Consider the following 22,731-nt stretch of genomic DNA (forward strand, 5'->3'; position numbering starts at 1 on the left):
AGGGTGATGGTGCGCGGCCGGCGTGCCTATGCCCTGTCCGCCTGGGAAGACGTGATGGAGCGGGCATAGGCGGGCCTGCTGCGTCACCCACGGCAGCACCCTCAGCCACGGATGCAGTCACTTGCGGGTGCGTCGGGGTTGGGGGTGTTGTGCTGTCTGCGGTACCGGGGGTGTGTGCGCTCGGGCGCTGTCTGGGGATTGGCGAAAAAATTCCGGGCCGGTAGTTGAATTCTTCGCACCGTGGGGTATATAGACGTAGTTGCGCTTTTGGCGCGGGTATGTGAGCACGTGGACCACCAGTAGGACCAGAACGCGGACGACCTGCTTTCTCAGTTCCTGTCGGCTGGCGGTTTCCAGGTGGTGATACATGGCGCATGCCCCTTCCTCCCCCTCCTTCTCTTCTGTTCTTCCCGGTGCGTTGTCGGGCTCGTTGACTCGGCGGTTGAGTGAGGGCTACCGGGCGTGGTCTGGCCAGGTGGAGCGTTCGGGTTACTGCGTGCGGCCGGTGCGGTTGCGTGGCTCTGCTCAGTCGGTGGATGCCTCCACGGGTGAGGTTCTCGGTTCGTTCTCCACGGATGGCAACCCTGATGGGGTGCTGCTGGTGGCGTGTGGGGATCGCCGTAGCGCGGTGTGTCCTCCGTGTGCTGAGCGGTACCGGGCCGATACCTGGCATGTGGTGGCTTCGGGGTTGCGGGGCAGAGAGTTGGCTGGGGAGGGTCCGCGTGCTGCCGCCTCAGCTCACCTTCCGGCCTCGGTGGGGGATCATCCGTGTTTGTTCGTGACACTGACGGCTCCCTCGTTCGGGCGGGTGCACACCCTCGGCAGGGACGGCACCTGTCGGCCTCGCTCCTCGCGTCCGGTCTGCGAGCACGGGATGGCGGCCTACTGCAACGCCCGCCACTCCTCGGACGACAAGCGGCTCGGCAATGCGCTTTGCGTGGAGTGCTACGACTGCACCGGACACGTCCTGTGGCACACGGCCGCGCCTGAGTTGTGGCGGCGGTTCACCATCGAGTTGCTGCGCTCCTTCTCTCGGCTGTCTCTGGAGCGGACAGGGGTGCATCGGACCGTGCGGGCGCTCCGGGAAGAGCTGCGGGCCTCGTATGTGAAGGTGGCCGAATGGCAGCGGCGGGGCGCGGTCCACTTTCACGCCGTCGTCCGCCTGGACGGCATCGACCCCGACGACCCTGAGACGGTAACGGCTCCCCCTGCGTGGGTGGATGCGGACCTCCTAGCGGCGTGCGTGCGGGATGCCGCCTCGCGGGTACGGGTCGCGCTGCCCGTGCCAGATGGCGTCGAACGTATCGCGCGGTGGGGCGGGCAGATCGACGTCAGGCCGATCACGGACCCGCGCCGGACGGCGGCGTATGTGGCCAAGTACGCCACGAAGACGGCCTCCGATGTCCTTCCGGGCCTGCCGGTACGCCGCTTCGACACCTTCGCCTTGGACCGGATGCGTAAGCGCGGGACCTCGTGGCATCTGCTGATGCTCGCTGGAACTTGCCTACGGCTGGCCGATGCGGAGGGCTGTGAAGATCTGCGGCTGGCTGAGCGGGTCCACACTTTGGGTTTCCCCGGTCACTTCGCGACCAAGTCACGCCGCTACTCCGTCACCCTGGGCGCGCTGCGGGCGGTGCGGCGGGCCTGGCGGGCAGCCCAGCGCACCGGGGACGTGTGGGGGCAAGACGGCGCGGTCGTGGTCGGGGACTGGCGGCTGGTTGGTGTCGGCCACGCCAAACCGGGTGATGCGCTCCTGGCCGAACAGCTCGCCCGTGAGGAGGCGGTCTATCGGGAGGCGGTCAAGTACCACGACGTGGTGCAGGTGCGAGTGGTCGACGACGGTGAAGCGGCGGGGGTGGCTGCTTGAGTCCTGCCGTGACCGGCGCTGATGGCCCTGGCCGATCGGGTGAGGGTGCGCCTTCGGTCGAAGGCCGCGAAGCGTCTATTCCTGGCCGGGCCGCCTGCGGCCCCAAAAAAAGCGCCGCGGAGCGACCTTCCAAGTCCTGGCCGGGCCGCCTGCGGCCCCAAAAAAAGCGCCGCGGAGCGACCTTCCAAGGGCGGCGGGCGGGAATTTGTGGGATGGCAACCCCTCAAAAACGATCTTGGTCCGTGCTCGCGGGCGGTGATGCCGTGACTGAGGCGGAAAGCCTGTCGGACGGCGGTGCCGTGGTCGAGTCCGAGGATGAGCGGCGGGAGCGGGAGCAAGACGAGCGGCTGCGGGAGGTGATCGGCCGGTTGGCTCCGCTGAGTCAGGAGCGGCGGGACCGGTTGGCGCTGCTGTTCCGGGGTGCTGCGTGACATGGTCTGGCCCCGCCGGTGGGTGTGTCGGCGGGGCCGTTTGCGGGCTACCGGGGGTCGGTGAAGTCCACGCGGTCAAGGGGATCGGAGATGCGGCGTCCGCGTCCGACGGGCTTGACCGTGATCGTCATCAGTTCCCTGAGCACGGTGCGCTTCTCGCCCAGAGACAGCTTGTCCCACAGCGCGCCGGGGTCGGCTGCTCCGACGAACTGAGCAAGCGGGGAAAGCTCCTGGTGGGCGTCAAGCTGGGATTCCAACGCGCTGATCTTCGTGCGGCGCTTCTCGGTACCCCTGAGGTACTGCGCTCGGGTGATGCGGTCGTTGTCGTAGTCGTCGTCAAGGTGTTCCAACCGCTGGCGGTGCACGGCCAACTCGGCGTGAAGCTCGGCGACGCTGGGGCCTTCCGGGGGCTGCGGAATCAGGGTGGCCAAATCCTCGCGGGACAACCGCATGACGGCGGCCTTGTTCACCAGCGGGTCAAGCTCGTCGGCCCTCATCGCCGAGTGGCCACTGCCTGGGCCTATGCAGCGGTAGTAGAAGACCTTCTTGTCCTGGCGGCTCTTGCCGATGCAGCGCATCCCCTCGCCGCAGTGGCACCGGTAGAGACCGCTGCCCAACCATCGGGGGGCCGGTCCGGGGGTGGTCTTGCGCTCCGGGTCGGTGAGCTTCGCGACCACCGCGCGCCACACGTCTTCGGGGATGATCGGCTCCCATGGAGCCTTGCCCACGATGTGATCATCGGTGTAGCCGCGTCCGTTGCCTCGGTGCTTGTCTCCCCCGATGGGACGGTGCACCATGAATCCCGCGTTGCGGGGCCTGAGCAGGATGTCCCTGACGGCGGGGGGCTGCCACCGGTTGCCGCTGGCGGTCGGCACGTCGCGTTCTATGAGGTCCCGCGTGATGCTGCGCAGCGGGACACCGGACAACAGCGCGTAGGACCAGCGGGCGATCTCCTGGGCCTCCTGGGGACGGATGGTGACTCCGTCGGCCTCGAATCCGTACGGGCGGCGGCCTCCCCCGTAGATCCCTTGGCGGGCCTGGCGGGCTCGGGCCGCGCTGACCCTCTCGGCGCGGTGCTCGGACTCGTACCGGGCGATCGTGCACAACTGGCGGGCGATCATCCGCCCGGACGGGGTGCTGAGGTCGATGGGTCCGGCCTTGACGGTCTGGGTCTGCACGTTGTGCGGCTCCACGGCCTGGATGTAGTCCTCAAGCTCGGTGTTGCTGCGGTGCAAGCGGTCGGTGTGCCAGCACAGGACCGCATCCGCCTTGCCCTCCCTCAACGCGGCGAGCATCTGAAGGTAGGCGGGGCGGGGCCTGCCGGAGTACGCCGAAAGATCGTTGTCCACGTACACGAACACGACCTCGTAGCCGAACCGCTCGGCCAGCTCCCGGCACTGCAGCTCCTGCTCGGCCACCCCCAGACCAGCGCCCATCTTGTCCCGAGAGATACGTACGTAGACCACCGCGCGCTTCGTCATCGTGCCTCCGTCGTCCCTACCTGCTGATACCTCCATTCTTCCCCAAAGAAGTGTCAAAATCCCATGTCCGGGTTACCGCAGCCACTGGGCCCCATCACCGCCACCGTCTCCCCCGCGCCGATGTCGAGATCGACCCCGTCGACGGCGCGCACCGACCCCTCCCCCTCGCCGTGCTCCTTGCGCAGCCCGCGGGCGCGGAGCACGGACGTTCCGACGGCGTCACTCATGAGCCATTCCTCCGCTGGGTCCAGTTCTTCTCACAGGCCTCGAGCCATCGCAGGTCCGCCTGGAGCCGGAGCACGATGCCCTCCAGCAGCAGAGCCGCGTTCGAGCCGTCCGGCTCGGCCATGGCGGCGCGCTGGGCGTCCCGCAGCCGGCGCAGCAGCTCGCGGCGCTGGGTGTCGACGATGGCGACCGGGTCGGCCAGCCCGCCCGACGCGGCCGCGATCAGCTTGAGGTGGAACTCCGCGAGGTCGGGCCTCGGCCAGCTCACCTCGGCGATCCACTCGGCGACTCGCCGCTGGCCGTCGGGGGTGAGCGCGTACACCTTGCGCTCCGACCGGTCACCGCCCTCTGCGGACCTTTCGACCGCCAGCAGCCCGGCCTTCTCCAGCCGGGTCAGCGTGACGTAGATGTGCCCGGCGTTCATCGCCTCACCGAGAGGGCCGAGCGCGTCACGCAGCCGCGCACGCAGCTGGTACCCGTGCGAGGGCTCCTTGGCCAGCATCGCCAGCACCACTTCCTGCTGCATGACCCCCCTAGCTAACCGTTAGCCCATATAACGGTTATCCCTTGTGGGATGTCAAGCCGAACGGACGGCCTACCCGGCGCAAAGCACATCAAGGACCTGCGGAGGCGGGGGAAGCCCGCGCCACAGCCTCCGGCGCGAGTCCGTCCCGGGACGGCGGCGACACCCTCCCGGGACGGACGGACCGGATCAGCCCAGCGAGGACTCGATCACGTCGGCGGCACGGCGGGCACCGCCCTCGGCGCGGGACCGGGCACGCAACTCCGACGCACGGCGCCCCACCTCCGGGTCGGACGTCAGCTCCAGCAGCGCCGAACGCAGCGCCTCCGGCGACGCCTCCTCGGTGTCGATCCGGCGCGCCACGCCCAGCTCCACCAGGCGGTCGGCGTTCATGAACTGGTCCACCGCCTGCGGAACGGCGATCATCGGCGTCCCGGTGAGCAGGCCCTCACCGCTGCCGCCCATCCCCGCGTGCGTCACGAACGCGTCCGCCTGCTCCAGGATCGCCAGCTGCGGCACCCACGAATGCACCTCGACATTCGCCGGGATCACTCCCAGCTCTCCCGGATCGGTGTGCTTGCCGACCTGCAGCACCACATGCCAGCCCGGCAGATCCCCGAAAGCCGCCAGGCAGCGCCGGTAGAACTCCGGCTGGCGCGTGTACGCCGACCCCAGCGACACCAGCAGGACCTTCTCCGCCCCCGTCGGACGCGTCCAGCCTCCCTGCTCGGCCCGATCCCCCGGGCAAGGGCCCACGAACGTCACCGCGCCGGTGTCCACCCGCTCCAGGTTCGGCTGCATCGCGCTGGGAACCAGCGCCACCGCCCGCGCCGGCGTGCTCATGAACTCGTCCACGTCCGTCGTGGACGCGCCGCACTCCGCCAGCCACCGCGCGAACTTCGCCCGGAATGCATCTGCCCCGGGCAGCCCCCACAGCTGTGCCCCGACCTCCTCGCGGTAGCCCTTCCAGGCCACGATCGCCGGAGACAGCTGCACGACCGGACGCCCCTGCGACTCGGCCAGCGCCCGCGCCGCGTACGCCCCGATGTCGTACAGGTACACATCAGCGGGATCCGCGTCGTACACGGCCCGCAACTGCGGCAGCATCTGAATCGCGTCGTCGAGGAAGACGTCCATCGCCTCGATGGCGCCCTCCGGCCAGTCGTGGTCGGCCACCGGCAGCGTCGAGGCGCAGGGCACGAGCTCCGCCCCCGTCGAGGCGACCAGCCCGGCGGCGGCCGGGTCGTTGGCGTACGTCACCCGGTGGCCGCGCGCCACCAGCTCCCGGATGACCTCCAGGCTCGGCAGCACGTGACTGACCGCGGGAATGCCGACCATCGCGATATGCGCACGTCGAGAAGACATGAAGAACCCACTTCACAGATCTATGGAATGAAGGACGTCGAGAACCGGCGCACCCACCTCGGCGGAGACCACACGCCGCAGGACACGCCGGACCACGGGGCGCTCACGCCCCGCCGGAATCAGCCGTACATCAAGATCTGCATACTCCGGACCCTACCCACCCCCGCGAGCGGCGTGCAAGCGAATAACCCCGGCCCGCGAACGATGACGGGCAGGGCCCGGAGCCGGTCGCGATGCTTCCGGAGCGCCCCCTACCTGCTGTCCTGCGCCGTCACGCGGCCTCGATGACAAGGCGCTCGATGAGGCCGCCGCGGAGGGTGAACTCGTAGCGCAGGTCGACGACGCCTCCGGGGAAGTCTCCTTCGAGGTGGTGCAGAGCGACGTAGCGGGTCGCGTCGATCTGCTGGGCTCCGGTGAGCTCGACGGTGTAGGTGAACTCGGCGGCGGCCCTGTCCAGCCACCGCTCGATCGCCGCGGTGCCCTGATGGGCATTGCCGTCGTCGATCACCGTGGCATCCCCGGTGAACGAGCCGGCCGCGGCGGCGGTCTCGTGGGCGCGGTGCGCCTTCAGGTAGCGGTCGATCACCTCGGGCAGCGCGTTCGGGGCGATGGTCTGCGGCCGGCTCTGAGACATGACGATCCTTGCGGTAGTGGTTTCAGACGGTGGGGACGGTGCCGCCGTCGATAGCCGAGGGGGATGCCGTTCCCGGGAGCGGGCACGCGAGATGCCGACCCCTAGTTACTGCTAAAATGGAAGCTACTAACTTCGACTTTAGCAGTAACCGGGGGGATGGCCGCCATGGCGAGTCGCATCAGACTGGAAGACCGGGAATGCCCGCTGTCCACCACGGTGCAGCACGTCGGCGAATGGTGGACGCTGCTGATCCTCCACGACGCCTTCGACGGCTACACCCGCTTCGACCAGTTCCAGGAGAGCCTGGGCATCTCCTCCAGCATGCTCACCACCCGCCTGAAGACCCTCGTGACCGACGGCCTGCTGGAGCGCCGGCCCTACCAGACGAACCCCGTCCGCCACGAATACGTCCTGACCGACCTGGGACGCTCCCTGCGCCCGGTCATCGTGGCCCTGGCCGCATGGGGCAACTCCCGCCTCGCACCCGAGGAACGCGCCATGATCCTCATCGACGCGGACAGCGGCGAAGAAGTCGATCCCGCGATCGTCGACGCCAAGACCGGCCACCGACTCGACGACAGCGACAAGTACGTCTTCACCGCAGGCCCGGCCGCCGGCCCGGCCATGCGCGACCGCTACGCGACACGACCCCCCGCCCCGGCACGGGACGAGTGAGGCAGGCGGACCTGACGCCGCCCCGCCCTCACAGACTCAAGAGGAAACGGGTATGCGGGTCATCCCTCCGCGCACAGAGTCTGGGAACCGCCAACAGAACGGCCAGGGCACGACACCAGGCCAGCACACGCTCCGGAGACAGGGAAGGAACCGTTTCCGCCAACTCCTCGATCCGCCGCCGGAGTTCTCCCGTGCCGACGGCATCCTCCAGAACCCAGTCCAGCACATCGAAATCGGGATCCCCCCAGGACGGGCGCGGGTCGATCGCCACCAGACGGGACGCGGGCCCCGACAGCACGTTGGCGGAATGGAGATCACCGTGGACCAGGGACACAGGCCCGCCGTCCGCCAGCTGCAGGGCCGCTTCCCTGGACCGGAAGAGCACCGCCGGAGACACCCGATCACCCAGACCGGAAGCCTCCAGCCTGCGGACGGTCAGATCGAAGAGGAAACCGACACGGTGCGACAACGGACGCAGCAGCGAGTCCGGCGCCCGGACGGGAGGCGGGTCGCGCAGGTCCCGGAGCATCACGGCGACCTGGGACGGACTCCAGGCCAGGCCCCGTGCGGGAACCCCCGGGGTCACGGCCTCCAGCAGCAGGGCCCCCGCAGCCGCGTCCCACGCCCGCAGCGCGACCACCGACCGGCGACCCGCCCAGACGCCCAGCGCCTCGGCCTCCTCCCGTGCGATCACGGGATCGGGAGTGAGCTTCAACCACACCACCGTTCCATCGTCCCGCCGCAGACAGCGGAACGCCCGCGAGGTCCCTCCCCCACCCGATCCCGTGATCTCCAGGTTCCAGCGGGCCGCGAGCACCTCCACCAGAGCGGGCAGCTCCTCACACCAGGACAGCGCCTCCGAACCGAACCGGACGAGTAGCCGCTCCCGCTCCCCCTCCGTCACGAAGACCGCTTTCCCCTCCCGAAAGACCATCCTCGTATTCTGGGGCCCCAGTAAGGTCTCCGTCAGCGTCGTCTACAAGACCCTCGCAGACGCCCGGCTCGCCGTTATAGAGGGCAACCTCGCTGACCAGCCCGACCACCCTGGAGAGCATCGTGCCGCCGTCCCGGATCCCGGCCGGCGGCCCGCGCGCACTGGCCGGGTCGCACACCGATCACCAGCGAGGCGTCCCGTCGCGCTCGCTTCTTTCGGCGAGGCGTTGGAGTTGTCCTTCGTGCACGTCGCTCACCCACTCCCAGCCGGGCTTGGCCGACGGGCCGACTCGCGGGTCGGCGGGGCCTCGGCCGTTTCGCAACGCGAGTACATAAGCCCGATCCTGGTCGATCCGTGCCTGTACCTGGTCGGATCCGCAGACGGAACCGTGGCCCGGGACGACGGCATCAACGCCGCCCGCCACGCCCTCGAGCAACCGTAGCGCGGTGAGGTAGTCCTCGATCGGGTCCGCGGCGCCGTCCAGGTCCAGCATCGGAACCAAGACATCGGAAAGCATGTCGCCGGCGACGAGAACCCCGCGTTCCTCGATCAACAGCGCCGCATGGCCCGGAGCATGCGCTTGATGCTCGATGATCCGGACCTCGGGGCCGTCCCAGGGAATCTGCGCGGTTTCGGCGGGCAGGCCGGTGATGAGGCCGAGTAGGTCCAGCGGCACCTGCCCGGCGATTTCCGTCTCGAGCAGGTGGTCGGCGATGCGGGCCTTCGCGCCTGCGTCCGACAGCTGGTCTCGGACAGCGGCCGCGCAGCGCGCCGTGCCGTAACGGGGCGCCTCACCGAGCCGGGCATGCCAGAGCAGGTGATCCCAATCGGGATGCGTGGAAAACCCTGCCACAACGGGCTGACCCAACTCGGCCAGGTCGTTCGCGAGGCAGGCGATCTCGGCGCCGGTCACCCCGGGGTCGATGAGCAGCACACCGGCCCGGCCCCGCACCACAACGGCGTTGCTCTGCACGAACTCGCTCTCGTGGACCAGCACACCCTCGGCGACCCGCCTCAGCACGAGCTCGCCTCCTTTGCATCCCGGATGGCGTAGCGACACATCGTGACGCCCTGCTCGAACGACCGCTGCTCCAGCAGGTCGAGATCGATCGGCAGGTCGTAGTCGTCGAACAGCGGCCTGCCGAAACCGAGGATCGAGGGATGGGTGAAGAGCAGCAGCTCGTCGAGAAGCCCGGCCCGGAGCAGCTGCGTGGCGAGCGCCGCGCCGCCCACACTGATGCTGCCGTCGGTCTCGGCCCGCAGGGCGGCGAGTTGCCCGATCGCGTCGTCTCCGCCGATGATCCGGGTGTTGTGATCGGCACTGCGGCGCGTGCGGGAGACGAGCACCTTGGGCTTGGCGGTCCAGATCTCGCCGTGCTCACGCATGACATCCGGCAGCGACGCGTCCTCGCGCGCCCGTGGCCAGCACTCCTCCATGACCTCGTAGTAGACCCGGCCCTGGACCATGAGCGCGAGCGCATGCGCCTGCGCGTTGGCCTCGCGGTGCAGTTCCTCGTCGATGCGCAGCCACTCGCCTGCGCCGTTGTCCCCCGGAACCTGCTCGATCCGCAGGTCAAGGGACACCTGCATCGAATAAACGAAGCGTCCCATCAGCTCCCCTTCCCCTAGTGCTTGCATTTTGCAACTACTATAGGGGGAGCGAAATGTCCGTCAAGGAGGAATCGTGGAACCACGGTCCGGGTGTCCGATCAACGCCGCCATCGAGGTGCTCGGAGATCGCTGGTCGCTGCTCGTACTGCGCGACGTCATCTTCAGCGACCGACGCTACTTCCGCGCACTGCTCACCGGGTCGACCGAGGGCATCGCCTCGAACATCCTCGCCGACCGCCTCAAGCGACTCCTCGATGCGGGGATCCTCACCCGCGGCACCGCGGTTCGCGGACAGCGCGCACGCTTCAGCCTCACCGAAGCCGGCATCCAGACCCTTCCTATCATCCATGCGCTCGGCAACTGGGGCCTCGACTGGAGCTCCGGCAGCAACGAGTTCCGAAGCCGACAGCAGCTCATGCGTGATGAGGGCCCGGCGTTCATCGAGGAACTCATGGACGAACTCCGCGTCCGCCACCTCGGCGCCACCCCTAAGCCGCACGACGGTCCAGGCCCGTTCGAGCGCCTCGCCGCGGCCGCCGAACAAGAAGACATCGATTAACGACGATGGAACGGCTCCCGCCCTGACCTCCTCAGCTCCGGCAGCCTGCCGTCACCGCGCCCAAGACGTCGCCATGGGACAGACGCACCGCTGCCCGATGCCGACGGACGGGCTGTCCAGAGAACTGATCATCCAGGCCGCGGCCGACCTCCTGCACGACGGCGGCGAGAGCGCGCTGACGCTGCGCGCACTCACCGTTCGCCGGGGGCGTCGCGGGCCCGGCCGCGCAGCCGCACATTGAGGCGTGCGGCCTGTCGGGTCAGATGGTCGCGTTCGGGAAGGTTGGGGGCCGCTCGGGCGGCTTCGGCGTAGAGCCGTGCCGCAGCGGACAGGTCACCGGCGCGCTCGTGGAGATAAGCCGCGGCAGCGGTGTGGCGCGGCAGCGCGGAATCGAGCTCCGCCAGGGCGGCGAGGCCGGCGTGCGGGCCGTCGGCCTCGCCGAGCGCGACGGCCCGGTTGAGACGGGCCACCGGACTACCGGTGAGGCGCACGAGTTCGTCGTACCACTCGACGATCTGCACCCAGTCGGTCTCCTCGACCTTATGGGCGTCGGCGTGGAGTGCCGCGATGGCGGCCTGAGCCTGGAACTCGCCCAGGCGGTCGCGGGCGAGAGCCGCCTGGAGCACATCGACGCCCTCAGCGATCATGCGGGTGTTCCACAGGCCGCGGTCCTGCTCGGCGAGGGGCACGAGCCTGCCGTCGGAGCCGGTGCGCGCCGGGCGCCGTGCGTGGTGCAGCAGCATGAGCGCGAGCAGGCCCGCGACCTCCTCGTGGCGGGTCCTGGCAGCCAGCTGGCGAGTGAGGCGAATCGCCTCGCCGGCGAGGTCGACATCCCCCGAATAACCCTCGTTGAAGACCAGATAGAGCACCCGCAACACCGTGGCGACGTCGCCGGGCTGATTGAACCGGACACCCGAGACGGTCCGCTTCGCCCTGCTGATCCGCTGGGCCATGGTCGCCTCCGGCACGAGGTAGGCCCGCGCGATCTGACGCGTGGTCAATCCGCCGACCGCGCGCAACGTGAGCGCGACGGCCGAGACCGGGGTCAGGGACGGGTGGGCGCACAGAAAGTAGAGCTGGAGCGTGTCGTCCACCACCTCCCCCGGACCGGGCGGAGGCTCCTCCTCGACGCGTTCCTCGCGATGCCGTCGAGAGGCGTCGGCACGGGCGGCGTCAAGGAACTTGCGCCAGGCCACAGTGACCAGCCAGCCCTTGGCGTCCCGCGGCAGGTCGTCCGGCCACACGCACACCGCCTCGATCAGAGCGTCTTGCACGGCATCCTCGGCCGCCGCGAAGTCCGCTCCGCGGCGGACGAGGATCCCGATCACGGCGGGGGCGAGGGTCCGCAGCAGAGCCTCGTCCACCGTGCTCACTCCGTGATGGTCGGGGCCGCCGTCAGGAACGGGCGCAACTCAAGCCATTCGTGGATCGGCTCCCCGCCCGCACCCGGAGCGGCGGACAGCTCGGCGGCAAGTTCGAGCGCCCGCTCGTAGGTCTCGACGTCGATCACCATCCATCCGGCGATCAGGTCCTTGGTCTCCGCGAACGGCCCGTCGGTGACCGGCGGATGCCCTTCGCCGCCTGAGCGGACGAACGTGCCCTCCGGGGAGAGCGCCTGGCTGTCGACGAACTCGCCCGTGCTCTCGAGCCGGGCGGCGAAGTCCTCCATGTACTGCACATGGGCGGAGATCTCCTCCGGCGTCCACTGGCCCATCGGCACGTCGTTGTCCGATGTCGGCGCGCCCCGGTAGTGCTTGAGCAGCAGGTACTTGGCCATCGTCTTCTCCTTCTCCCTGTGGCCCTTGTGGCCGTGTTCACTTCGGGGACGGAGCCGCGCCCGGATTCTCGACATTCCCCGCGACTTTCCCGGCGGGTTTCTTCGCGCCGCCGCGCCGGCTCCTCGACCGTGCCGGGCAGAGTCGTCTCGAACCATGCCGTCACACAGCGAAATCCCCCGACCCGGCCGACCCGAATCGGAAGCGGAACTCGCCGACAAGCCACGTGGCGTCGTTGATTGTTGAGTCTTTAGTCCTTATTGGAAGGTTTGAGTAGGTGCAACCTACCCCGGGCCTTTACATAGTAAGGCAAGGGGAGGGCAACACGGAGAAGACCACGAACCGTGACGGTCACACTGAGTGGATCTTCGGGAACGGGCTGATCTCCTCCAGCTCGTATGCCAGTTCCAGCAACGTCCGCTCGCCACCGCGTGCGGCCGAGAGCTGGACCGAACCCGGCAACCCGTTGGAGAAGAGCCCGTGCGGCACGGAGATCCCCGGCCCTCCCCCGATGTTGTTGATCGGAGTGAACCCCACGTAGTCGACGAGTTTGGCGAAGGTCTCCTCGAACGGCCGGTCGGGAGCCATCTCCCCCAGCAGGGGCGCCGGATGCGACAGCACCGGGCTCATCAGCACGTCCAGGTCGGTGAAATGCGCGTCGTACAGTGCCGTCGCACCCCGCAACCGCCGCACGGCCGGCACGAGCTCCAGCGGCCCCCGCCGGACCAGACCCGCCAGCCCCTTGGTGAACGGATCCAGATCACGGGGGCGGAAGGAACGCCCATATCCCGCTTTGGACGAAGCCGACAGCAGGACCGCGAACAGAGCCCAGTACAGCTTGAAGTCCTCCACGAACCGGGCGTCGAGATCCAGCCGCACCTCGCGGATCTCATGGCCGAGCTCCGCCAGCGCCTTGACCGCCGAGTCCAGCACCGCGCCGGTCTCCTGGTGCACCGGACGGCCCAGCACGTCGTACCGCACCACGCCGATCCGCAGCCGCCCCTCCCCCGGCCCCTCCACCAGCCCGACCGGGCTCAGATCCCTATTGGGGCGGAACTTCTCAGCGGCCGCCAGGTAGCGCGCCGTGTCGCGAACCGTCCGGCTCAGCACCCCCTCCGACACCAGGTTCACCGGCAGGCTCCGCGCCCCCGGCGGATCCAGCAGCCGGCAGCGCGTCATCTTCAACCCCACCAGCCCGTTCACCGCGGCCGGAATGCGAATCGACCCGCCGCCGTCGTTCCCGTGCGCGATCGGCACCGCCCCCGAGGCCACCAGCGCCCCCGCGCCGCCCGAAGACGCACCCGCCGAATACGCGGTGTTCCACGGGTTGCGCGTCGGAGGACGCCCCGCGTACTCGGTGCTGGCCGTCAACCCGAACTCCGGCATCGTCGACTTGCCCAGCAGCACGAACCCCTGCGCCAGGAACTGGTCGGCGGGCGGGCTGTTCCGCTTCGCCGGGCGCGGATCGAACGCCGCCGACCCGTGGCACGTCGGCAGGCCCACGACATCGGTGTTGTCCTTCACGAACGACGGCACACCCGAGAACACCCCGGCCCGTGCGTGGCGCGCCCCCCACAGGGCCTTGTCGAAGCACTCCGCCTGCACCGCGTTGAGCTGCTCGTCGACCTTTTCCACCCGCGTGATGGCCGCCGCGACGACCTCCTCACGGCCCACCTCGCCCGACCGGATCCTCCCGGCCAGTCCCACCGCGTCCAGGTCACCGAGCGCGTCATCGGTGAAGGAGTGAACGGTCCGTCCAGTACTCATGAGATTCCATACCTCCGCTGATACCTCTTCAAGGCGGGCCGCGCGGCCCTCTCCAGAACCGGACGCGCCCGACGGACGAGCCCGGGAGCGAGCATCGCGGCCTTCACCAGCCAGCCGTCCGACGCCGGCAGGTTCGTCTCCAGCCGAGGTCTGTCCAACCGGCCCACGACCGCCTCCGCGACCGTCCCCGGCTGCATCGGCCGCCCCAGGAAGTTCAACGGCGAACCGCCCGTCGCCGCCTCGTGCCGCAGCATCGGGGTGTCGACCGCGGCGGGGTTGACGATGCTGATCCGGATCCCCGTCTCCTTCTCCCGCATGGCCAGTCCCAGCAGGAACCCCCGCAGGCCGAACTTCGACGCGCTGTAACCGGGGCTCTGCGCCAGCGGAAGCAGCGCCCCCAGCGACACCACGGAGATCACCTGCCCCCTCGCCTCCCGCAGAAGCGGGAACAACGCCCTGGTCAGCAGCATGGGAGCCTGAAGGTTGAGCTGCTGCTCCCGCAGAAGCTCCTGCGCGGACGCCTCCTCGAACGGCGTCGTCACCACGATCCCGGCGTTGTTCACCAGAACGTCGCAGCGCCCCGCACCCTCCCGGACGGCGGCCGCGACCAGCTCATACGACGCCGGATCGGTCAGATCGCACCGCACCGGCGTCACCTGGGCGGGCAACCGCTTCAACCCCTCCTCGTCCACGTCGACCGCGAAGACGTGAAGCCCCCGCTCGACCAGCCTGAGACAGACCGCCGCGCCGATCGCCCCCGCCGCCCCCGTGACCACCGCGACCTTCACCGGGCCGCCCCTTCCGCCAGGAGGCCGTCGAACATGCCGGGGGTGAGCTCCTGCCAGCCCATCCGGCCGCACACCCGCGCCAGATACGCGCGGAACGTCTTGGCGTCCACGTACGAGCGGTGCCGCGCCGAGTCGACGAAGCGGATGCCGCCGCTCAGCTCCGCCCGGTCCCGGGCGATCATCTCCTCGAAGCGGGCCGCGCGCCCGGGGTCGTGCTCCTGGTCGTGGAGGTGGTGCGCGACCAGGTTGCTGACGTGGTCGAACAGCGTGTAGGCGCTGGAGTTCGTCTCCACGTAACCGACACCGAAGAGATTGCGGTGCTCCCGGTTGAAGGCCGTCAGGTACAGCTCCGGCCGCCCGTCCCGCCACCGGAAGTACTTCTCCGAGACATACGGGATCTCCCAGTCGTACCCGGTGGCGTACAGCACCAGGTCGATCTCCTCGCTCGTGCCGTCGGTGAAGCACACCTTCGTCCCGTCGAACCGCGCGACATCGGCCTTGACCACCGCGTCGCCGTGCCGCAGGTGGTCGACGAGCCGGTCGTTGAGCAGCGGATGCGACTCGAACAGCCGGTGGTCCGGCTTCGGCAGGCCCAGCCGGGTCAGGTCGCCCTGCAGCAGCCGCAGCAGCGCCTTGAACACCGGCTGCTCGAGCTTCAGCGGCAACTGCGGGCCGCTCTCGGCGAACTCGTCGGTCGGGATCCCGAAGATGTGCTTGGGGATGACGTGATAGCCGCGCCGGACGCTGACGAACGCGGCGTCGGCGCCTGCGGCCGCGTCGCACGCGATGTCGGCGCCCGAGTTGCCCAGGCCGACGACGAGGACCCGCTTGCCGCGGAACTCGGCCGGGTCCCGGTAGGTCACCGAATGCCGGATCTCACCGGCGAACTCCCCCTCGTGGTGCGGAAGGCGGGGCGTCCAGGTGACGCCCGTCGCGCACACCACCGCCCGGTACGGGAGCCTGGTCCCGTTGCCGAGTTCGACCGTCCAGCCGTCGCCGTCCTGCTCCACACCCGTGACGGCCGTACCGAAGCGGATGTGCTCGCGCAGGCCGTACGCGTCGGCGAACCGGCGGGTGTAGTCGAGGATCCGCCGGTGTCCGGGATAGTCCGGGTAGGACTCCGGCATGGGGAAGCCGAAGAAGCCCGACGTCTTCCGGGACGAGATGAAGTGCGCCGACTCGTACATCGGGGTCCCCGGGTTGTCGAGGTCCCAGATGCCTCCGACATCGGTGTGGCGCTCGTACTGGTCGTAGGCGACGCCCAGCCTTCTCAGCGCCCGCCCCGCCGACAGTCCGGCGGGGCCCGCGCCGATGACGCACACCCGATCAGCGGTCCCGGTCATCGGGCTCCTTTCCTCTGCCCGCATTGAACCGGTTCGCCACGGTTCGCGGAAGAGCGGGGCCCCGATAGGGGAAACCACCGACTGCTTCTGGTTGTTGAGTCTTCAGTCCTTTGTGAACAGGTGAAATGGGCGCGACCCGCCCGGGGCCTTTACAAAGTAAGTTAAGACCCGGGCACGGGAGAAGAAGCCGCAGGCTGCGGTGATCCTCCTACAGAGCGCTCTTGACCGCCTCGTGCGCCGCCTGGCGCATCCGGACGTGCAGCGCCGCGTTCAGCTCCCGGTCCGTCCGCGCCTCGATGATCCGCAGGCCCTCGCCGGCCAGCGCCCGCCCCAGCCCCGACGCCGACTCCAGCCGCTTGTACGGGATCCCGTGCGCCGCCGCGATGTGCGCCAGCTCCACCTGGTGCGGCGTGCCGAAGACCCGCTCGAACGGGCCCCGCATCGACGCCTGCGGCAGCAGGGAGAAGATCCCCCCGCCGTCGTTGTTGACCACTACCAGCGCCAGGTCCGGCAGCGTCTCCGTGGGGCCCGTGATCAGGCCGTTCTGGTCGTGCAGGAACGCCAGGTCCCCCAGCAGCGCGTACGAGCGCCCGCTGTGCCCCAGCGCCATCCCCATCGCCGTCGACACCAGCCCGTCGATCCCCGACGCGCCGCGGTTCGCCATGATCCGCAGACCCCGGCGCGGCCGCATCGTCTGGTCCAGGTCCCGCACCGGCATCGACGCCGAGGCCATCAGCAGCGACCCGCCCGGAACCGAGGCCGCCAGGTCCCGCGCCAGCCGCGGCTCGGTCACCTCCTCGCCCTCGTCCAGCACCCGGTCCACCGCCGCGGCGGCCGCCAGGTCGGCGGCCTTCCAGGACTTCAGCCACCCGTCGTCGTCCCCGGAGAGGACCGGGATCTCCACCTCCTGGACGACCTGCGTGGCCGAGCGCACCGGGTCGGGCCAGCGCGACAGGGACGGGCTCACCACGATGTGCTGCTCGGCACGCCGCAACATCGCCAGCAGCGGCTTGGACAGCCCCGGCTTGCCGAGCGTCACCACCACCTCGGGCTGGTGCCGCTCCACGAACTCCTGCGACCCCAGCAGGAAGTGATACGACGACATCGCGTTGTCGCCGTAACGGCCGTTGCCGATCGGCTCGGAGAGCACCGGCCACCCGGCCATCGACGCCGCCGCCACGTACCGCTTGACGTTCGCCGCCCCGTCCCCCACGACCAGCACGCCGCGCCGCGTCGCCGGCACCCGCAGGGCCGTACCCGGCACCCCCGCCCGCACCCTCGTCCACGGCCCGCCCTCGGAGGCCCCGTCCAGCGGCTCGCACCACGACTCGTCCCCGTTGGGGATGAGCGGCTCCCGGAACGCCACGTTCAGGTGCACCGGCCCCGCGTCCGGGGCCAGCGACGCCGCGTACGCGCGGCCGGCCATCGACCGCCAGTAGGCGACCATGCCCGGCCGCTCCTCCGGCGTGCCGACCTCGCACGTCCAGCGGACCGCGGAGCCGTACAGCTTCACCTGGTCGATCGTCTGGTTGGCGCCGGTCCCCCGCAGCTCCGGCGGGCGGTCGGCCGTCAGCACCAGCAGCGGCACCCCCGACTCCGACGCCTCGATCACCGCCGGATGGAAGTTCGCCGCCGCCGTCCCCGACGTGCACACCAGCGCCACCGGCCGCCCCGTGCGCTTGGCCAAGCCCAGTGCCAGGAACGACGCCGACCGCTCGTCGATGCGCACGTGCAGCCGGAGCCGCCCGGAACGCTCGGCCTCCTCCAGCGCCAGCGCCAGCGGAGCCGACCTCGACCCCGGCGCCAGCACGGCGTCCGCCATCCCGCCGCGCACCAGTTCGTCCACCAGCACGGTCGCCAGCGCGGTCGCCGGATTCATGCACTCCCCGCTTCTTCAGCTCGCCGCCGCCACGCCCCGGGATCCACCTCGAAACGTGCCAGCTCCTCTTCACCCACCCGAGGACGGCGTACCGCGATGCAGCCGTCCTCCACCACCAGGGGGTCGGCGGCGACGTCGCCCTCCAGCAGCTGCAGCGTCGCCAGCCCGCACGCGTACGGCAGGTCCGGCAGCGCCGCGGCCAGCGCCAGCCCCGCAGCCAGGCCCACCGAGGTCTCCACCGCGCTGGACACCACGACCGGCAGCCCGATCTCCTCGGCGACCCGCAGCGCCGCGCGTACCCCGCCCAGCGGCTGGACCTTCAGCACCGCGATGTCGGCGGCCTCGGCGTCGCGGACCAGGTAGGGGTCCTCGGCCCGGCGGATCGACTCGTCCGCCGCCACCGGGACCTCCACCCGCCGGCGCACCAGCGCCAGCTCCTCCACCGTCGCGCACGGCTGCTCGACGTACTCCAGGTCGAAGCGGTCCAGCAGCCGGATCATCTTCACCGCGTGGTCGGCGTCCCAGCCGCCGTTCACGTCGATCCGCACCCTGCCCTCGGGCCCGATGGCGTCCCGGACGGCCTCGACGCGTGCCAGGTCGTCGGCGTCGGCCTGGCCGCGCTCGGCGACCTTCACCTTGGCCGTCCGGCAGCCGCCGGCCTTCACGATCCGGTGCGCCTGCTCCGGCCCCACCGCGGGGACCGTCACGTTCACCGGGATCCGCTCGCGCAGCGGGGCGGGCCAGCCGTCGAACGCGGCCTCGCGGGCCGCGGCCAGCCAGCGCGCCGCCTCGGCGGGACCGTACTCGGCGAACGGCGAGAACTCCCCCCATCCCTCCGGCCCCTGGAGGAGCGCGCCGTCCCGGCGCGTCAGCCCCCGGAACCGGGTGCGCATCGGGATGGAGAACGCCCGCATCAGCTGTACCAGGGGTAGGGCGACCAGTCGGGGTCGCGCTTCTCCAGGAACTGGTCCCGGCCCTCGGCCGCCTCGGCCGTGCCGTAGGCCAGCCGCGTGGCCTCACCCGCGAACACCTGCTGGCCGACCAGGCCGTCGTCGATGAGGTTGAAGGAGAACTTCAGCATCCGCTGGGCCGTCGGCGACTTGCCGTTGATCTTCGCCGCCCACTCCAGGGCGGTGCTCTCCAGCTCCTCGTGCGGCACCACCGCGTTGACCATGCCCATGCGGTGGGCGTCCTCGGCCGAGTAGGTGTCACCGAGGAAGAAGATCTCCCGCGCGAACTTCTGGCCGACCTGGCGGGCCAGGTACGCCGAGCCGAACCCGCCGTCGAAGCTGGCCACGTCCGCGTCGGTCTGCTTGAACTTCGCGTGCTCGCGCGAGGCGATCGTCAGGTCGCAGACCACGTGCAGGCTGTGCCCGCCGCCGGCGGCCCAGCCCGGCACCACGCAGATGACGATCTTGCCCATGAAGCGGATCAGGCGCTGCACCTCCAGGATGTGCAGCCGGCCCGCCCGCGCCGGGTCGATGCCCTCGGCGGTCTCGGTCTCGGAGTACCGGTAGCCGTCCTTGCCGCGGATGCGCTGGTCGCCTCCGGAGCAGAAGGACCACTTGCCGTCCTTGGGCGAGGGCCCGTTGCCGGTGAGCAGGATGACGCCGACGTCGCCGGTCAGGCGGGCGTGGTCGAGGGCGCGGTAGAGCTCGTCCACCGTGTGGGGGCGGAAGGCGTTGAGCACCTCGGGCCGGTTGAAGGCGATGCGGACCGTGCCCTGGTCCACCGCCCGGTGGTAGGTGATGTCGGTGAAGTCGAAACCTTCGACTTCCTTCCACCTGTTCGCGTCGAAAACCTGGGAGACCATACGCCCTATTCAATCGCTTCCCGGACCCGTCTTCGGCCACGGGTGGCCGACCCGCCGCGAGGCGATCGGCCGTCGGATACGAAGAGCGCACGGGGCGTGGCTCAAAGCGAAAAAAAGGCGTGCCCGGCGCCGTCCGGGGCGCTCAGGCGGTCCCGGGCCCGGAGAGAGGCCCTCCGGCCGGTAGCCTGATCAAGCCATGAGACCAGTCCACGCCGCCGTCCTGCCCCCCGGACCCCGCCTTCTGGAGGCTCTCGCCGCGGCCCTGGACGGCACGGGGCCCGCCCTGTTCCCCCTCTCCCCCGGGCTGCCCGACGTCGCGGTGAAGCGGCTGCTGGAGGCGGCGAGACCGGACGCCCTGCTGGACGAGGACGGTGTGCGTCCGCTGGCGGGCGGCCTGCCCACCGAGGCCGCGGTGCTGATCGCCACCTCGGGATCCACCGGAACCCCCAAGATCGTGGAACTCCCCGCCGACGCCCTGGCCTCCTCGGCCCGCGCCACCCTCGAGCGGGTCGGGCGCCCGGACGCGCCGTGGCTGTGCTGCCTGCCGACCAGCCACATCGCCGGGATCCAGGTCCTGGTGCGGGCGCTGACGGCCGGCACCGATCCGGTGATCCATCCGGGGTTCGACCCGGCCGAGACGGCCCGCGCCGGACGGGTGCACGTCTCGCTCGTCCCCACCCAGCTCGGCCGGCTGCTGGACGCCGGAGCCGATCTGTCGCAGTACGCCTCGATCCTGCTGGGCGGCGCGGCGGCGCCCACCGCGCTGCTGGAGCGTGCCCGCGCCCGGGGCGCGCGGATCTTCACCACCTACGGCATGAGCGAGACCAGCGGAGGCTGCGTCTACGACGGGCTGCCGCTGGAGGGGGTGCGGGTCTCCCTCGGCGGGGACGGCAGGATCCGGCTGGCGGGATCCGTGCTTTTCTCCGGGTACCGGCACGAGGCCGCACGGGCCGGCGAGTGGTTCGTCACCAGCGATCTCGGCGCGTTCGACGAGAAGGGCCGCCTGCGGGTGCGCGGGCGGGCCGACGATGTGATCAACACCGGCGGGGAGAAGGTCGTGGCCGGCGAGGTCGCCGAGCTGATCTCGCGCCATCCGGCGGTCCGGGACGTGGTGGTCGTGGGCCGGGCCGATCCCGAGTGGGGCCAGCGGGTGACGGCCGTCGTCGTCGCGGACACGCCCCTCTCGCTGCGGGAGGTCCGCGAGTGGGTGCGGACCGAGCTGCCCGCCCCCGCCGCGCCCAGGGAGCTCGAGCTGCGGGACGCCCTGCCGTTGCTGGCCTCGGGCAAGCCCGACCGGGAGCGGTTGCGCGTGCCGTCACCACCCGGCGCCTTTACAAAGTAAGTCTGGTTGTGAGCTAGAACGCCGCGGGCGAGGTGAACCTCCCGCCACTCCCGCACGTCTTCCTAGTGTCGGGCGCCGTACAGGATCCGGTCCGACCGCACCCGAAACCCTCCCCGGACGCGGACCCGCGACCGGTGGGGCGGGCGGCGTCCCCTCCCAGCTCAGGCCGCGTGCCGGCGGCCGGGAATTCCGCTGCCTGGGAACATTCTGGACATGTCTCTTCGTTTCGGATAGTGCGCACCAAATGGCTCAGCATGGCCACCTGCCAGTCTTCAGAAGGGAGGGCCGGTCCCCATGCCCCGCAAGCCCGCAGTGAACTCGCCCATCGAACAGGGCGGCACGCACCTCGACGACCTGCTGGCTCTGGGCCGTTCCCGCGGCAGCCTCTCCCTCGCCGAAGTCCGTGAGGCGTTCGAGGAAGCCGGGATCACCCCCGCCCAGGGACGTTCCCTGATCAAGGAGCTGGCCGACCACGGCGTCAGCCTCGCCGACACCGCCCAGGCACCCTCCCGCACGCGCAAGGCCCCCGTGAAGAAGCCCCCCGCGAAGACCACCGCCAACGACGCGAAGACCACCGCCAACGAGAAGAAGGCGGGCGCCTCGAACGGCGCCCCCAAGTCGAACGGCACCCCCAAGCGGGCCGGGACGCGGACCGCGGCGCGGTCCGAGCCCGAGGCCCCCCAGGACCCCCCCACCCGCGCCACCGCGGTGCAGACGGCCCCCGACAAGACCGAACTCGGCGACGACGACACCGGTTTCGACCCCGCCACCGTCGAGGAGGAGGTCGAGGAGGTCAGCACCCGCGACCTCGACGACAACAGCTCGGTGATGGGCGACTCCGTCCACACCTACCTCAAGGCCATCGGCCGCCGTCAGCTGCTCACCGCCGAGCAGGAGGTCGACCTCTCCAAGCGCATCGAGGCCGGCCTGTACGCCGAGCACAAGCTGGAGACCGAGGAGGACTTCCCGGACTCCTTCCGTGAGGAGCTGGAGTGGCTCGTCGAGGACGGCAACCGCGCCAAGGCCCACATGCTCGAGGCCAACCTGCGCCTGGTCGTCTCCGTGGCCAAGAAGTACTCCGACCGCGGCCTGTCCCTGCTGGACGTCGTCCAGGAGGGCAACCTCGGCCTGATCCGCGCCGTGGAGAAGTTCGACTACTCCAAGGGCTACAAGTTCTCCACCTACGCCATGTGGTGGATCCGCCAGGCCATCCAGCGCGGCTTCGCCGACTCCGCCCGCACGATCCGGCTGCCAGTCCACGTCCTGGAGATGCTCAGCAAGCTGAGCCGCATCGAGCGCGACATGCACCAGAAGCTGGGCCGCGAGCCCACGCCCGAGGAGCTGGGCGTCGAGATGGGCAAGAGCCCCGAGCAGGTCAGGGAGCTGCTGCGCACCAGCCGCCAGCCGATCAGCCTGGACTCCACGATCGGCGAGGACGGCGAGACCCGTATCGGCGACCTGATCGAGGACACCGACAGCCCCGAGGCCTCCGAGCTGGTCGACCGCCAGCTCATGGCCGACCAGCTGCGCAGGGCCCTGGCGGTGCTCTCCCCCCGCGAGGCCAAGATCATGGCGATGCGGTTCGGGCTCTACGACGGGACCCCGCGCACCCTGGACGAGATCGGCAAGCACCTCGGCCTCACCCGCGAGCGCATCCGCCAACTGGAGAAGGAGTCGCTGTCCAAGCTGCGCCACCCCAGCAACGCCCAGCCGCTGCTG

Annotated in this window: 22 protein-coding genes; 6 read left to right on the top strand and 16 right to left on the bottom strand. The window is 70.2% G+C overall.

What is annotated here, in order from left to right:
• Positions 1-367 precede the first annotated feature (367 nt).
• Together ABD327_RS30350 and ABD327_RS30355 are read left to right on the top strand one after the other, a co-directional pair.
• Entirely contained in the window at positions 368-1,867 is a 1,500-nt protein-coding gene (locus ABD327_RS30350; protein WP_344455488.1) for a replication initiator, read from the top strand.
• Between the two features lie 263 nt (positions 1,868-2,130).
• Positions 2,131-2,298: a hypothetical protein gene (locus ABD327_RS30355; protein ID WP_344455491.1), complete on the top strand. Its 168-nt coding sequence runs from the start codon at positions 2,131-2,133 to the stop codon at positions 2,296-2,298.
• A gap of 47 nt (positions 2,299-2,345) precedes the next feature.
• Here ABD327_RS30355 and ABD327_RS30360 read toward each other — a convergent pair whose 3' ends face one another.
• From ABD327_RS30360 to ABD327_RS30380, 5 genes are all read right to left on the bottom strand, one after another.
• Positions 2,346-3,779 carry a recombinase family protein gene (locus tag ABD327_RS30360; RefSeq protein WP_344455493.1) on the bottom strand — a complete coding sequence of 478 codons (1,434 nt, stop codon included), beginning with the start codon at positions 3,777-3,779 and terminating at the stop codon, positions 2,346-2,348.
• A 53-nt stretch (positions 3,780-3,832) separates the two neighbouring features.
• Positions 3,833-4,006, bottom strand: coding sequence for a hypothetical protein (locus tag ABD327_RS30365; RefSeq protein WP_344455495.1), 174 nt, complete (start codon positions 4,004-4,006; stop codon positions 3,833-3,835).
• The gene (locus ABD327_RS30370; protein WP_344455498.1) at positions 4,003-4,530 is read right to left on the bottom strand and encodes a PadR family transcriptional regulator; all 528 of its coding nucleotides are present in this window, start codon (positions 4,528-4,530) and stop codon (positions 4,003-4,005) included. The genes ABD327_RS30365 and ABD327_RS30370 overlap by 4 nt, the downstream gene beginning before the upstream one ends.
• A 186-nt stretch (positions 4,531-4,716) precedes the next feature.
• Complete coding sequence (locus ABD327_RS30375) at positions 4,717-5,892, bottom strand: macrolide family glycosyltransferase (RefSeq protein ID WP_344455500.1); 1,176 nt, start codon at positions 5,890-5,892, stop codon at positions 4,717-4,719.
• Positions 5,893-6,163: 271 nt separating this feature from the next.
• Entirely contained in the window at positions 6,164-6,526 is a 363-nt protein-coding gene (locus ABD327_RS30380; RefSeq protein ID WP_344455502.1) for a nuclear transport factor 2-like protein, read from the bottom strand.
• A gap of 165 nt (positions 6,527-6,691) precedes the next feature.
• On the opposite strand from ABD327_RS30380, the gene ABD327_RS30385 reads away from it, so the two are divergent.
• Positions 6,692-7,201: a winged helix-turn-helix transcriptional regulator gene (locus tag ABD327_RS30385; RefSeq protein ID WP_344455504.1), complete on the top strand. Its 510-nt coding sequence runs from the start codon at positions 6,692-6,694 to the stop codon at positions 7,199-7,201.
• A gap of 28 nt (positions 7,202-7,229) precedes the next feature.
• Here ABD327_RS30385 and ABD327_RS30390 read toward each other — a convergent pair whose 3' ends face one another.
• From ABD327_RS30390 to ABD327_RS30400, 3 genes are all read right to left on the bottom strand, one after another.
• Positions 7,230-8,135: an aminoglycoside phosphotransferase family protein gene (locus tag ABD327_RS30390; protein WP_344455506.1), complete on the bottom strand. Its 906-nt coding sequence runs from the start codon at positions 8,133-8,135 to the stop codon at positions 7,230-7,232.
• Between the two features lie 181 nt (positions 8,136-8,316).
• Positions 8,317-9,156 carry an MBL fold metallo-hydrolase gene (locus ABD327_RS30395; protein ID WP_344455508.1) on the bottom strand — a complete coding sequence of 280 codons (840 nt, stop codon included), beginning with the start codon at positions 9,154-9,156 and terminating at the stop codon, positions 8,317-8,319.
• On the bottom strand, positions 9,150-9,746 hold the full coding sequence (locus tag ABD327_RS30400) for a dihydrofolate reductase family protein (RefSeq protein ID WP_344455510.1): 597 nt from the start codon (positions 9,744-9,746) through the stop codon (positions 9,150-9,152). Before ABD327_RS30400 ends, ABD327_RS30395 begins: the two co-directional genes overlap by 7 nt.
• Before the next feature lie 73 nt (positions 9,747-9,819).
• On the opposite strand from ABD327_RS30400, the gene ABD327_RS30405 reads away from it, so the two are divergent.
• The gene (locus ABD327_RS30405; protein ID WP_344455512.1) at positions 9,820-10,305 is read left to right on the top strand and encodes a winged helix-turn-helix transcriptional regulator; all 486 of its coding nucleotides are present in this window, start codon (positions 9,820-9,822) and stop codon (positions 10,303-10,305) included.
• 191 nt (positions 10,306-10,496) lie between these two features.
• On the opposite strand, the gene ABD327_RS30410 is transcribed toward ABD327_RS30405, so the two are convergent.
• From ABD327_RS30410 to ABD327_RS30445, 8 genes are all read right to left on the bottom strand, one after another.
• Positions 10,497-11,669, bottom strand: coding sequence for an RNA polymerase sigma factor (locus ABD327_RS30410; protein WP_344455556.1), 1,173 nt, complete (start codon positions 11,667-11,669; stop codon positions 10,497-10,499).
• A 5-nt stretch (positions 11,670-11,674) separates the two neighbouring features.
• Positions 11,675-12,082, bottom strand: a complete 408-nt coding sequence (locus ABD327_RS30415) for a YciI family protein (protein WP_344455514.1) — start codon at positions 12,080-12,082, stop codon at positions 11,675-11,677.
• Positions 12,083-12,431: 349 nt separating this feature from the next.
• Positions 12,432-13,847, bottom strand: a complete 1,416-nt coding sequence (locus tag ABD327_RS30420; protein ID WP_344455516.1) for an amidase — start codon at positions 13,845-13,847, stop codon at positions 12,432-12,434.
• Positions 13,844-14,635 (bottom strand): SDR family NAD(P)-dependent oxidoreductase, encoded by a 792-nt coding sequence (locus ABD327_RS30425; RefSeq protein ID WP_344455518.1) that lies wholly within the window; start codon positions 14,633-14,635, stop codon positions 13,844-13,846. Before ABD327_RS30425 ends, ABD327_RS30420 begins: the two co-directional genes overlap by 4 nt.
• Positions 14,632-15,978, bottom strand: coding sequence for a flavin-containing monooxygenase (locus tag ABD327_RS30430; protein ID WP_344455520.1), 1,347 nt, complete (start codon positions 15,976-15,978; stop codon positions 14,632-14,634). The genes ABD327_RS30425 and ABD327_RS30430 overlap by 4 nt, the downstream gene beginning before the upstream one ends.
• A gap of 208 nt (positions 15,979-16,186) precedes the next feature.
• Positions 16,187-17,857 (bottom strand): 2-succinyl-5-enolpyruvyl-6-hydroxy-3-cyclohexene-1-carboxylic-acid synthase, encoded by a 1,671-nt coding sequence (gene menD / locus ABD327_RS30435; protein WP_344455522.1) that lies wholly within the window; start codon positions 17,855-17,857, stop codon positions 16,187-16,189.
• Complete coding sequence (locus tag ABD327_RS30440) at positions 17,854-18,771, bottom strand: o-succinylbenzoate synthase (protein ID WP_344455523.1); 918 nt, start codon at positions 18,769-18,771, stop codon at positions 17,854-17,856. The genes menD and ABD327_RS30440 overlap by 4 nt, the downstream gene beginning before the upstream one ends.
• A complete protein-coding gene (locus tag ABD327_RS30445; RefSeq protein WP_344455524.1) occupies positions 18,771-19,670 on the bottom strand; it encodes a 1,4-dihydroxy-2-naphthoyl-CoA synthase in 900 nt (299 codons plus the stop codon). Before ABD327_RS30445 ends, ABD327_RS30440 begins: the two co-directional genes overlap by 1 nt.
• 196 nt (positions 19,671-19,866) lie before the next feature.
• On the opposite strand from ABD327_RS30445, the gene ABD327_RS30450 reads away from it, so the two are divergent.
• Entirely contained in the window at positions 19,867-21,012 is a 1,146-nt protein-coding gene (locus ABD327_RS30450; RefSeq protein WP_344455525.1) for an AMP-binding protein, read from the top strand.
• 294 nt (positions 21,013-21,306) lie between these two features.
• Positions 21,307-22,731, top strand: a 1,425-nt coding sequence (locus ABD327_RS30455; protein WP_344455527.1) for an RNA polymerase sigma factor, incomplete at its 3' end; no start/stop codon positions are given.

Origin of the sequence: Actinocorallia aurantiaca, from assembly GCF_039533685.1 — a bacterium.
Taxonomy (GTDB): domain Bacteria; phylum Actinomycetota; class Actinomycetes; order Streptosporangiales; family Streptosporangiaceae; genus Actinocorallia; species Actinocorallia aurantiaca.